This window comes from Microbacterium schleiferi (genome assembly GCF_015565955.1).
GTDB classification, from domain to species: Bacteria; Actinomycetota; Actinomycetes; order Actinomycetales; family Microbacteriaceae; genus Microbacterium; species Microbacterium schleiferi_A.
Map to the genome: position 1 here is coordinate 2808990 of NZ_CP064760.1, position 12303 is coordinate 2821292.

Consider the following 12303-nt stretch of genomic DNA (forward strand, 5'->3'; position numbering starts at 1 on the left):
ACGATAGCCGGGGCATCCGACACGACCCAGTCGACGTGCGGTCCCGCGCTGCGGTCCTGCGCTGCCACCGCGCGGCACGACGCTTCTGGGCGCGCGCACACGCGAAGTGCGAGACTGGGACCGTGAGCACGAGCATGCCGTTCGAGAGCGCGTACCGTCACGGATTCGCGCGCGTTGCAGCGTGCACGATTCCCGTCGCCGTCGCCGACCCCGCCACGAACGCCGACGCGGTGCTCGCCGCGGCGCGGGAGTGCGACACGGATGCCGTCGCCGTCGCGGTCTTTCCCGAGCTCTGCCTGTCGGGGTATGCCATCGACGACCTCGTGATGCAGGACGCGCTTCTGGACGGGGTCGTCAGCGCCATCGAGCGGATCGTGGCGGCATCCGTCGACCTGTTCCCGGTGCTCGTGGTCGGCGCCCCGCTGCATCACCGCAACCGGCTCTACAACTGCGCGGTCGTCATCCACCGCGGGGAGATCCTCGGCGTCGTCCCCAAGGCCTACCTGCCGACCTACCGCGAGTTCTACGAACGGCGCTGGTACGCACCGGGCGAGGAGTGGTCGGGCGAGGCGATCCGGATCGGCGCGCTCGAGACCGTCATCGGGACGAACCTTCTCTTCGAGGCTCGCGATGTCGATGGCCTCGTGCTGCACGTCGAGGTCTGCGAAGACATGTGGGTGCCCGTGCCGCCGTCTTCCCGTGCGGCGCTCGCGGGCGCGAGCGTGATCGCCAACCTGTCGGGGAGCCCCATCACGATCGCCCGAGCCGACGACCGCCGCGTCCTCGTGCAGTCCCAGTCGCTGCGCTGCCTGAGCGCCTACGTCTACGCGGCAGCGGGCCCCGGCGAATCCACGAACGACGTGTCGTGGGACGGGCAGACCATGATCTACGAAGCCGGCACGCTGCTCGATGAGACCGAGCGCTTTCCCGACGGTCCGCGCCGCAGCATCGCCGATGTCGATCTCGACCGGCTCCGCCAGGACCGCATCCGCCAGGGAACATTCGACGACAACCGCGGCGCCCTTCCCCGGGACGAGTTTCTGACGGTCGAGTTCGTCCTCGATCCCCCGGCGACGGATGTCGGGCTTCGCCGCCGACTCGATCGGTTCCCGTTCGTGCCCGATGACCCTGCCCGCCTCGCGCAGGATTGCTATGAGGCCTTCAACATCCAGGTCGAGGGTCTCGTGCAGCGGATGCGGGCGATCGGCGGCCCGAAGCCCGTCATCGGCGTGAGCGGCGGACTGGACTCCACCCATGCCCTCCTGGTGATCGCCCGCGCCATGGACCGGATGGGGAGGCCGCGGTCCGACATCCTGGCCTACACCCTTCCCGGCTTCGCGACCAGCGACCACACCCGGTCCAACGCGGTAGCGCTCGCGACGGCCATCGGCGCATCCATCGAGACGATCGACATCCGCCCCACGGCAACCGAGATCCTGCAGAGCATCGGGCATGCTTTCAGTCAGGGCGAGCCCGTGTACGACGTCACGTTCGAGAACGTGCAGGCGGGCGTCCGCACCGATCTGCTGTTCCGCCTGGCGAACCAGAACAGCGGCATCGTCGTCGGGACCTCCGACATGTCGGAGCTCGCACTCGGGTGGGCGACGTACGGCGTCGGCGATCACATGAGCCACTACGCCGTCAATACCGGGGTCCCCAAGACGCTGATCCAGCACCTCATCCGCTGGGTCATCGCGCACGGCGAGGATCAGGGCGCCGCTGCTCTCAGCCCCGAAGCAACCGCCGTGCTGCAATCCGTCCTCGACACGGAGATCAGCCCCGAGCTTGTCCCGGCGGACGAAGACGGCAACATCCAGTCGACGCAGGATCGCATCGGCCCGTACGCCCTGCACGACTTCACCCTGTTCCACGTCGTGCGCTACGGCATCCGGCCCTCGAAGATCGCCTTCCTCGCCGAGCGGGCATGGCGCGACGCGGATGCCGGCGCCTGGCCCCCCGGCTTCCCGGTCGACGAGCAGTACGCCTACGACCGCGATACCGTCGTGCGCTGGCTGCGGGTGTTCCTGCAGCGCTTCTTCGGGTTCGCGCAGTTCAAGCGCTCGGCGATCCCGAACGGACCCAAGGTCTCGCCGGCCGGATCCCTCTCGCCCCGCGGCGACTGGCGCGCCCCCTCGGACGGCAACGCCCGGGTCTGGCTCGCCGAGCTGGATGCCGCGCTCGGCCCGGCATCCGACGCCTGATCCCTCACACGGGGGTGCGGGCGTCCTCGGCGTCGGCGAAGGCGAGAGTGACGACGAAGCCGTCCCGGGACAGATCGAGGATCGTGTACTGCGCCTTGCGGTCAGGCACCCACCCGCGCTGCCGGGTCGCATCGAGCTTGACCACGTCCGGCACGACACGCGCGCCGCGGCCATCGGCTTCGCGCACGGCCTGCACGCGCGTCCAGTGGTCGATGAGGTTCAGGATGTTGGACTCGTCGAACAGGTGGGAGTGCCGCTGCATCTCGTGGATCGTCGCGGTGTCGGGGTGCAGGTCGCGGATGTCGAGACCGATCGTGTAGGGCCGATCGGTGAGGGCGACAACCGTGGCCGCACGGAAACTGGCGTTGCGAATCTGCAGCGACAGCTCCGTGCCCTCGACGCTCGCGAACAGTTGCGTGTGGAACCCGAACTGGGCCGGCGCCTCCCGTTCGACCCTGACGTCTTTCGGGTCGAGCTTGAGTTTGGCGGCGACCAACTCCTTGGCGAGCGCACGCTTGCGCTCGTGCTCACTCATCGAGGGGTCCCACCCGAGTCTCACGTCGATCCCGTCGGGGGTTTCCAGCACCACAGACTTCACTCGCGTCCTCCGTTCGTCACCCCCCATCCTTCCCGCTCCGGGTGAACGGATCCAGCTCGGCTCGCCAGGTAAAAATGGAGGTATGAGACTTCTGGTTGCAGCCCTCGACCGCGAACTGGTTGCCTTCCCCGATGAGCTGCCCGGTTTCGACCGTCTGGTGACCGGTCCCGGCAAGCTCCAAGCGACCCACGCGCTCACTCGCGCGCTCGAACGGCGCAGCTACGACGAGATCGTCGTGGTCGGAACCGCCGGCGCGATCCATGAGGATGTCGAGGCCACCGTGCACGAGGTCACCGCCGCCATCCAGCACGACGTCACCGACCTCGATCGCGTCGTGGGGCAGCACGTCTCGCTGCCGGCAATGCTCTCGTTCGGCGGACGCGGCCACACGATCGCCACCGGCGACCACTTCGTCGACGACGCCGACACGGCGGCAGGCATCCGCGACCTCGGCGCGACGCTCGTGGACATGGAGGTGTACGCGTACGCCTGGGTCGCGCAGCAGTACGACGTGCCGATTCGTGTTCTCAAGGCCGTGTCGGATCGTGCTCAGGATGGCGCGCACAGCGACTGGGGCGAGACGACGGATGCCTGTAGCGTGCTGCTGCTGGAGCGCGTGCGCCGCGACTACGACCTCTAGAACCGGGCTGGTGCGCGAGGGCCGCCCTCACGACGGGATGATCATGTGGGGCCGGCGCGGCGCTGCTCGGCCTCGTCGGCGTCGGCATCCCGGGCGGCGGCTCGGCGACGGGACAGGTCGATCATCGAGACGATGAACGACAGCGCGATGAAGACGGCGACCGAGGACATCCCGATCAGATAGGCGTCGTGGTACACGGCGAGGGAGTCCCGGGTGCCAGTCTCGCGGTAGATCGTGGCGTAGAAGAGCGCGAGGGCGACGGCGGTACCGACGGCGGTGCCGATTCGCTGGCCGAGCTGGCCCACCGAGCCGGCCAACCCTCCCGAAGACACCGGGACATCCGCGAGGGCGAGGGTCTGGTTCGGCGAGATCACGAGCCCGCCGCCGAGGCCCCCGATGATCATCACGGTCCCCATCAGCCAGGGGGTCAGAGCTGGCGTGGCGAAGACGGCGACGAGAACCAGCCCGATGGCAGACACCAGGACCATGATGAGTCCGCCGACCACGAGCGGTCGACCGATGCGCGTCACGAGGTTGCCGCCGACCCACGAGGCGATCGCACTGGGGATGGCGAACCCGATCGTGACCATGCCGGCAAAGACGGGTTCGAGCTCGAGCCCGGTCTGCAGATACAGGGTGGTCAGCAGGAACAGTGCGGGAAGGGCAGCGAAGTACGAGGTCGCCAGGAGAGTGCCATTGCGGTAGGACCCGATGCGAAACAGCGAGAACGGGATCAGTGGGGCGTGCCCCTGGGCGGCGTAGCGCCGCTCCCACGCGAAGAAGAGTCCCGCGAACAGCAGGAACACGGTCAGCAACCACCACCGGCGCGGGTCGTCGTCGGGTGACCCGGTCGTGAACAGGAACGGCCACATCAACGCGAGCACCGTGATCCCGAACAGGATCACGCCGACGGGGTCGAGCGCGATGCGGCGCCCCGTGTGGACCCGGGTGGTCGGCAAGACCCAGACCGCTGCGGCGATCGCGGCGATCCCCAAGGGAACGTTCATCCAGAAGATCCAGCGCCAGCCGTCCTCCGGCCCGCCCAGAGCGATCATGAGCCCGCCGAGAGTCGGACCGAACGCTGTCGCAAGCCCGATCGTCGCACCGAACAGACCGAACGCGCGCCCCCGCTCGGCGCCCTGGAAGATCTGCTGGATCAGTCCGAGAACCTGGGGCATCTGGATGCCGGCGGCCACCCCCTGCACCAGGCGGAAGACCATGAGAACGACGATGTTCGGGGCCAGCGCACACGCGAGGCTCGCGAGCGTGAACAGCACGAGTCCCACCAGGAACAGCGCTCGCCGTGATCGCTGGTCGCCCAGGCGCCCCATCGGCACGAGGAACAGCCCGAAGGTCAGCACGTAGCCCGACACGATCAGCTGCAGTTCGGTGGAACCCGCGCCCAGTGCCTGCTCGATCGAGGGCAGCGCGACGTTGACTTTTGAGAGGTCGAGGATCGTAATGGCGGCGACGGCGGCCGCGACCCCGAACGCTCGCCACCGGGCGGGATTGCTGAGCTGGATGTCGGTGGTCTGCGGCTGCGACGTTGTCCCGGGATCCGCACTCACTCTGCCAGGGTATGCCCCGTCGGCGGGGCGAAGGCCCGCTCGGGGCACGGCGCGTGGTCAGAGCAGACTCGGTGCAGCCTCGGTGATGACGCTGGATCCGTGGGGCGTTGCCTCGACGAAGATGCCAATCGGAAGCTGCTCTTTCATGGCCTCGACGTGGCTGATGACGCCGATCGTCCGCCCGCCCGACCGCAGGTCGTCGAGGGTTCGCAGGGCCAGCTCGAGGGTCTCGGCATCCAGCGACCCGAACCCCTCGTCGATGAAGAGCGTGTCGAGTCGGATGCCGCCCGCGCGGCTTGTGACGACTTCTGCCAGGCCGAGAGCAAGGGCGAGGGAGGCAAGAAAGGTCTCGCCGCCCGACAGTGACTGGGGTGGGCGGGTTCGCCCCGTATAGGCGTCATGGACGTGCAGCCCGAGACCTGACGCGGCGCCTCGTCGCGCGAGAGCGTCGGTGTGCTCGAGGCGGTAGCGCCCGTCGGACATGTCGGCGAGGCGGAGGTTCGCTGCCGCGACGATCTCTTCCAGCTCGGCGGCCAAGACGAACGTCTCGAGCGTCATGCGCATCGTGTTCGGTGCGCGTCCCGCGAGGGTGTCGGCCAGCCGGACGAGCATCTGGTGCCGCTCGCGCCTCTCCTCGCCCTCGCGATCGAGGGTCTCGATCGCCGTGCGCAGGTCACCGAAGCGCGCGACTCGCTCGCGGACGGCCGCGAGCTCGGCGACACTGCGCTGCCACGTCTCCCGAGCACGCGTCGCCGCGCGCAGAGACGCGTCGGTGTCGACGAGCTCGTCGGGAGCATCGGCGAGCTGCAGTTCGAGCTCGAGCAGCCGCTCCTTCGCGATCCGCTTCGCAGCGTCGTGGTCGCTCAGCCGCGACGAAACGTCTTCGAGCTGGGTGGGCGTGAGCAGCGCGGCGCCTGCAGAGTCGGCATCCGGGAACGAGGACGCCGCCACAGCCGCGTCGAGGTCGAGTTCGGCCCCGCGGAGCCGCTCGGCGGCGACCTGGCGAGCGCGCCGAGCCTCGGCGAGCTGTTGCGCGGCGCGGCGCCGCGCGTCGGCGTCGGCAATCCGCGCGTGGACGGTGGGGAAGGAACCGCGTGCGGCGGACACGGCGCCGTCGGCCTGGGCGATGCGGCCGGTGAGTACGGCGCGCGCGGTATCGAACTCTGCCAGCCGCGCGGTAGCCTCGTCCAGCTCGCGCCGCAGCTCGTGCTCACGGGCTTCCAGCTCGGCGCGCAGGCGGCGGGCCTGAGTGAGCGCCTCGTCTGCCTGCTCGGCGCGCTCCAGCCGGGCGTGGATGTCGCGTTCGCTCGTCTGGAGCTCCTCGACCGAGCCGCGCGCCCGGGCGCGCGCAGCCTCGACGCGAGCCGTGACGTCGGCGTGGCGCGCGGCGCTTTCCCGGTCCGCGGTCAGGGCGCGGTCGCGCGCGTCTTCGGCGGCGGCAAGGACGGCATCCGTGACGGGATCATGGGTGCTCGGCGCGGGCGCGGGGTGATCGAGCGAGCCGCACACCGGGCACGGGGCTTCGTCGGTGAGGTCGGCGGCAAGCTCGGCCGCGAACCCTGACAGGCGCCGCCGCATGAGCAGTCCCCACGCGGCCACGGCCTCTTCCACGCCGCGCGAGGCTTCCAGCCGATCGGCGTTCGCCGCAGCGAGCTCGGCCGCCGCCGCTTCGGCTTCCCGCGCAGCGACCAGGCGCGCCGAGATGTCAGCTCTCTCGGCCCGGGCCCCATCGAGGCCCGCTGCGGCGGTGGAGAGCCGCTCGATCTCGTCGCCGAGCTGCCCGCGCTCCTGGTCGGCGTGGGCGAGCACATCGCGGGTCACCGCGACAACGGCACGGACGGCCTCGGCCTCGGTCGTGGTTCGGGTCAGGTCGGCGCGGTCTGTCGTGAGCTGCTGCTCGGCGTCCTCGGCATCCTGCCAGCGCGCGATATCGCCCGTCAGCGTCTGCGCCGCAGCCAGCAGCTCATCGACATCGAGGGCGGTGTCCACGCCCGCCGGCGCATCGGCGAGAACGGAGGCTTCGCTCGCGCGGGTCGCCTCGGCCTCGGCGCGGGCACGGATGACCTGCTCAATCGCAGCGCGCAGCGGCTCAGCAGCGCGAGCCCGCTCAAGGCGCGCCCTGTCGGGCCCCAGCGCCTCGGATTCGAGCTCGAGCGCCGCCAGATGCTCGCGCGCGCTCACCCGGCGCTGTTGCTGCTCGCGCAGTTCGCGCACGCGGGTGTGCTCGGCCTCCGCGGCAGCCAGCGCAGCGTCGTCTCGCTCGACGGTGTCAGCGCGGGTCTGGAGGTCGTAGCCACCCCGGGCAGCCAGTCGCTCGAGGTCCACTGCCTCCTCGGAAAGCAGCCACCCCGCCTCCCGCCCGAGAGTCTCGAGGTCACTCTGCAGGCGCTGCAGCTGCGAGGCGTCCCGCTCCTGTTCCCGCTCAGACTCGCGTCGGCGCTCGTCGAGTCGCTTCTCGTAGTCCTCATAGATCTGCGTGCCGAACAGTGTTCGCAGCACCCGCTGCCGATCGGCGTTGCCCGCCAGCAGAAACTGCGAGAAGCGGTTCTGGGCGAGAAGGATCACCTGCAGGAACTGCTGGTGCGACAGTCCCACCACCTCATCGATCGCGTGGCCCACATCTCGCGGTCCTGCCGCGTACCCGACCCACTGCTCTGCGCCCGCCGCGTCCGGTTCGAGCCGTTCCAGCAGCGCGTCGGCCGCAACGACGGTCATACCGGTGCCGCGGCGCTTGGGGCGCTCGTAATCCGGCGACCGTGTGATGCGCCAGCGGTCGGCGCCGGTGCTGAATTCCACCGCGACCTGGGTCGGGTCATCGGGTGCGCAATGGTCACTGCGCAGACGCCGTTCGACGCCGTCGTAGCGCGGCACGGTGCCGTAGAGGGCGAAGCAGATGGCATCGAGGATGCTGGACTTGCCCGCCCCGGTTCGCCCGGCGATGACGAACACACCGGAGGGAGCGAGGGCGTCGAGATCGACATCCTGCCGCTCGCGGAAGGGGCCGAATCCCTCGATCTGGACCCGGTGGATCCTCACGCGAGGGCCTCCGCGACAGTGCGACCCTCGATCACCTCGGCGATGAGCGCGGTCTCGGCATCCGTCGCACCCTCACCCTCGCGGACATGGGCCAGGAAGGCGTCGATGAGCTCACCATCGGTTCGGGCCGTCCGCACGCGGTGGGCGTAGGTGCGTCCGTCGCGCTCGCCTGCGTGCGCCGGGGCGTGCACGACCGCCGCGCAGAACGGGAAGCGCTCTTGCAGTCGTCGCAGCGGATCGCGCTGCGGCGTCGCATCCGTGTACTCGGCTCGCACCCACGCATCCCGAGCGTGCTCGTGGTCGGCCGCGGAGCACAGCTCCTCGAGCGTCCCGCGGATCGTGAGCAGGCGGCGCGGAATCGGGAGATCGAGCCAGGTCACCGACGCCTCACCGGATGCCGAGAGGTCGACAAGCCAGGAGCCGCGCGGCTTGTCGGCCTCACCGAAGCTGTAGTGCACGGGCGCACCCGCGTAACGCACCGCGGGTGCGAGCTGCTGCCGCCCGTGGATGTGCCCGAGGGCGACGTAGTCGATGCCCTCGAACTCGGCGAGGGGAACGACATCGAGTCCGCCCTGCTGGATGTCTCGCTCAAGCCCCGGCGTGGGCTCGACACCCGCGGCGAAACAGTGAGAAACGACGATCGAACGGCCGCCCCGCGCAGCGAGGTCGGCCCGAATGAGCCGCATCGCGTGCGCGATCGCGTCGTGCTGCGTACGCAGCCGTTCGCCGGGCCAGGTCCGTCGCAGCAGCGCCGGTTCGAGGTACGGGATGCCGTAGACGTGGACCGGTCCGTGCGCGTCGGTCAGGGTGATCGGCGTATCCACCGTCGCCGGGTCGGTGAGAACGTGGATGCCGGAGCGCAGCAGGGCGGACTGGAATCCCAACCGCGCAGCCGAGTCGTGGTTGCCGCTGGTCACGACGACGGCGGCGCCCGTGTCGGCAAGCGCCGAGAGCGTGTCGGTGAGCAGCGTGTAGCACTCGGCGGGCGGCGTCGACGAGTCAAAAACGTCGCCGGCCACGATGACGAGATCGACGGCATTCTCCCGGACCTGCTCGACGAGCGCGGCAAGCACCTCGCGCAGCGCCGGCAGCGTCGAGTGGCCGTGGAAGGTCCTCCCGATGTGCCAGTCGGAGGTGTGGAGAATGCGCATGCCTTCACGCTACGGCGAGCCTGCGACATCCTCCCTGAGGCTCACGGGGATGCCGCGGTCTGGCGCGATGAGGACGCTGCTTCAGTCGTCCCTCGTCCGGGAGCCGCCACCGACTCCCGCAGCCGCAGCGGCATCGGCACCCGCCGGATGCTCTCCGCGTCGGAGGCGTCCCCTTCCAGCAGCACCTGCAGCGCGAGCGCGCCCAGCTCGTAATGCGGTAGCGCGAACGTCGTCAGGCGCGGCCGCAGCCAACTGGCGAGCTGATGGTCATCGAACGAGACGATCGAGAAGTCACCCGGGATCGAGAGCCCGGCCTCGTGGATCGCCTGATAGGCACCGAACGCCAGGCGGTCATTGAACGTGATGATCGCTTCCCCGCGCACGCCCGTTTCCAGCAGCGACCGGGTAGCTGACCACCCGTCCTCGGGCAACCACACCGAGCACAGCCGCGCACTGGCCGGCTCCAGTCCGTCTTCGGCCAGGGCGTCAAGGATGCCGCGCAACCGCTCGGACCCCGCGACGGTCTGCACCGGAACATCGCCCCGATCGGGACCTGCGCCGACGAGATGGATGCGGGAGTGCCCCGCTGCGCGGAGCACGTCGACAGCTGCGCGCCCAGCGGAGTACTCGTCGGGAACGATCGAGGGAACCGTACCCATGGCGCTGTCTTCGGGCAGAGCGTTCAGCAGCACGACGCTGCGGGGGTCGACTCCCGCGGGCACGGCCCGTACGCGCGTGAACATCGATGCGATGATGAGCCCGTCGACCTGGCGGTCGATCATGCCCTGCACGAGGCGCCGCTCCTCGTCGGCAGCACCTTCGGTCTCACCGATGAAGAGCATGTAGCCGTTGCGGTGGGCATGTTCGAGCGCGCCCTTGATGAGGTCGCCGGCCAGCTGCGAGGTCGCCACCGTGTCGGAGACGAATCCGATCGTCCGACTCGATCCGCGACGCAGCGCCGAGGACAGGATGTTCGGCCGATAGGCAAGTTCCGCTGCCACCCGGCGCACGCGCTGCTGCGCCGCCTCCGAGATACGCAGCTCGTCCCCCCGGTCGGACAGCACGAGCGAGGCGGTTGTTCGGGAGACGCCGGCGGCAGCGGCAACGTCGGCGAGGGTGACGCGCTTCGACTTCACGGCGTTCCTCCTTCGTTCGCAGCATCCTAGAGCGCGGCGGTCGCGCCTCACGGAGGCGTGGCCAGCAAGCTGGCGCACATCGCCGCATCCGTCGGAACAGTTGGCGCAAGACGTCGACTCTTCTCGACGATGCGGCCTCTTGCGCCAGCTTTTCCTGCGCCAGTGTCTGGCTGACGCGGATGCTCAGGCGCGGGCTTTGAGGATGCCGGCGTGCTCGGGGTGCCGGTCGAACCACTCCGCGACGTACCAGCACACGGGGATGATCTCGCGGTCACCGCGCTCCTCGAGTTCCGCGACAGCGCGTGCGACGATCTCAGCCGCGTAGCCCTTGCCGCGGAACGGCGGCGGTGTGAAGGCTCGGGTGAGGGCGACCGAGCGCCCGTCATCGTTGTAGTCCAGCGCGCTGACCAGGTCATCTCCCACGTGCAGGGTGTAGCGGGAGGCATCCTTCTGGTCGGCGAACCGTGTCTCGCTCATCTCTCCAGCCTACGCTCGCGCTCCCACGGTGGCGCCGCTGTTGCGATGGATGACGGGGCCCGCCGTTATGCGGGAAGCTGGTGCGTCGCGACCAACCGCTGGTACCAGCGGCCACTGTCTTTGACGGTGCGCTCGAGCGTGTCGAAGTCGACGCGCACGATCCCGAACCGCTTCGCGTAGCCGTACCCCCATTCAAAGTTGTCCAGCAGCGACCACACGAAATATCCGCGCAGGTCGACGCCCCGGGCCATCGCCCGATGCGCGGCGGTGAAGTGCCGGCGAAGGTAGTCGAGCCGCTCTGGGTCGGGTACTGACCCGTCGGCGGCGACCGTGTCATCGAAGGCCGCGCCGTTCTCGGTCACCATGAGTGCCTGCTCGGGGAACTGCTCGTGCAGCGACATGAGCAGTTCTTCCAGGCCCTCGGGGGCGATGTTCCATCCCATCGCCGTATACGGGCCGGGCTGCTCGACGAACTCGACGAGCTGGTCGCTGCCGGGCCACGCAGTGCCGCCTGCTGCTCCCTTGTGGCCGTCGTTCTGCTGTTTCGGCGAGATCCCGTCCCATATCCGGACTGTCGCCGTCGAGTAGTAGTTGACGCCCAGCACGTCGATCGGCTGATGGATGTCGGCAAGATCCCCGTCCTGCACGAACGACCAGTCAGTCACGGATGCCGTGTCCTCGAGCAGGTCAGCGGGATATGCCCCCCGCAGCATGGGTCCCGTGAAGGCGCGGTTCGCGAGGGCGTCGATGCGGCGCATCGCTTCGGCAGCGCCGTCACCCTCACCCCGAAGCACGTGGAAGTTGAGCGTGACGGAGTACTGCGGGTCGCCGGTGGAGGTCGCCCGCAGCGCCTGCACGGCTCGCCCGTGCGCGAGGTTCAGGTGATGGACTGCCGCGAGCGCGGCTGCCGGCTCGTGCCGGCCCGGGGCGTGACCGCCCTGCCCGTAGCCGAGGTAGGCGGAGCACCACGGTTCGTTCAGCGTTGTCCAGGTGTGCACCCGGTCACCGAAGGCGGCGCCCACGATCCGCGCGTATTCCTCGAACGCGTCAACGGTCGCGCGGTTCGCCCAGCCGCCGGCATCCTCGAGCGGCTGCGGCAGATCCCAGTGGTACAGCGTCGCGACCGGCTTGATGTCCCGCGCACGAAGACCGTCGATGAGTCGCGAGTAGAAATCGAGTCCTGCCTGGTTCACCGCACCTCGGCCGGTCGGCACGATGCGGGGCCACGCGATCGAGAACCGGTAGGCGTCGAGGCCCAGCTCGGCCATGAGGTCGAGATCGCTCTCCCACCGGTGGTAGTGGTCGCACGCGACATCTCCGGTGTCGCCGTTCCAGACCTTGCCCGGCGTCTTGCTGAAGGTGTCCCAGATCGAGGGGCCGCGGCCATCCTCATCGAACGCGCCCTCGACCTGGTACGAGGCCGTCGCCGAGCCGAAGGTGAAGTCGTCGGGAAACACCAGGCCGGAGTCACGGTAGTCGGGCGATCCGGTCATTGC

General features: G+C 69.5%; 9 protein-coding genes. 2 read left to right on the plus strand and 7 right to left on the minus strand.

Annotated elements, in window-relative coordinates:
* The first annotated feature begins 134 nt into the window (after positions 1-134).
* Entirely contained in the window at positions 135-2201 is a 2067-nt protein-coding gene (locus tag IT882_RS13695) for an NAD(+) synthase (RefSeq protein WP_195694404.1), read from the plus strand.
* A gap of 4 nt (positions 2202-2205) precedes the next feature.
* Here IT882_RS13695 and IT882_RS13700 read toward each other — a convergent pair whose 3' ends face one another.
* Entirely contained in the window at positions 2206-2799 is a 594-nt protein-coding gene (locus IT882_RS13700) for a hypothetical protein (protein WP_229382140.1), read from the minus strand.
* Positions 2800-2881: 82 nt separating this feature from the next.
* Here IT882_RS13700 and IT882_RS13705 point away from each other — a divergent pair, with 82 nt between their 5' ends.
* Positions 2882-3439, plus strand: coding sequence for a nucleoside phosphorylase (locus IT882_RS13705; protein ID WP_195692302.1), 558 nt, complete (start codon positions 2882-2884; stop codon positions 3437-3439).
* Positions 3440-3480: 41 nt separating this feature from the next.
* Here the strand turns inward: IT882_RS13705 and IT882_RS13710 are convergent, their stop codons facing one another.
* The 6 genes from IT882_RS13710 to IT882_RS13735 form a co-directional block, all read right to left on the minus strand.
* Positions 3481-5007 (minus strand): MFS transporter, encoded by a 1527-nt coding sequence (locus IT882_RS13710; protein ID WP_195692303.1) that lies wholly within the window; start codon positions 5005-5007, stop codon positions 3481-3483.
* 57 nt (positions 5008-5064) lie between these two features.
* Positions 5065-8043, minus strand: coding sequence for an AAA family ATPase (locus IT882_RS13715; protein WP_195692304.1), 2979 nt, complete (start codon positions 8041-8043; stop codon positions 5065-5067).
* Complete coding sequence (locus tag IT882_RS13720; RefSeq protein ID WP_195692305.1) at positions 8040-9194, minus strand: exonuclease SbcCD subunit D; 1155 nt, start codon at positions 9192-9194, stop codon at positions 8040-8042. The genes IT882_RS13715 and IT882_RS13720 overlap by 4 nt, the downstream gene beginning before the upstream one ends.
* A gap of 41 nt (positions 9195-9235) precedes the next feature.
* A complete protein-coding gene (locus IT882_RS13725; protein ID WP_195692306.1) occupies positions 9236-10330 on the minus strand; it encodes a LacI family DNA-binding transcriptional regulator in 1095 nt (364 codons plus the stop codon).
* Positions 10331-10513: 183 nt separating this feature from the next.
* Positions 10514-10807: a GNAT family N-acetyltransferase gene (locus IT882_RS13730; RefSeq protein ID WP_195692307.1), complete on the minus strand. Its 294-nt coding sequence runs from the start codon at positions 10805-10807 to the stop codon at positions 10514-10516.
* A gap of 65 nt (positions 10808-10872) precedes the next feature.
* Positions 10873-12300 carry a GH1 family beta-glucosidase gene (locus tag IT882_RS13735; protein WP_195692308.1) on the minus strand — a complete coding sequence of 476 codons (1428 nt, stop codon included), beginning with the start codon at positions 12298-12300 and terminating at the stop codon, positions 10873-10875.
* Positions 12301-12303 lie beyond the last annotated feature (3 nt).

What these genes read in the sequence shown, in the direction of transcription:
- IT882_RS13695 (WP_195694404.1), top strand. Translation starts at nt 135, where the DNA reads ATGCCGTTCGAGAGCGCGTACCGTCACGGATTCGCGCGCGTTGCAGCG.
- IT882_RS13705 (WP_195692302.1), top strand. Translation starts at nt 2,882, where the DNA reads ATGAGACTTCTGGTTGCAGCCCTCGACCGCGAACTGGTTGCCTTCCCC.
- IT882_RS13730 (WP_195692307.1), bottom strand. Translation starts at nt 10,807, where the DNA reads ATGAGCGAGACACGGTTCGCCGACCAGAAGGATGCCTCCCGCTACACC.
- IT882_RS13735 (WP_195692308.1), bottom strand. Translation starts at nt 12,300, where the DNA reads ATGACCGGATCGCCCGACTACCGTGACTCCGGCCTGGTGTTTCCCGAC.
- IT882_RS13720 (WP_195692305.1), bottom strand. Translation starts at nt 9,194, where the DNA reads ATGCGCATTCTCCACACCTCCGACTGGCACATCGGGAGGACCTTCCAC.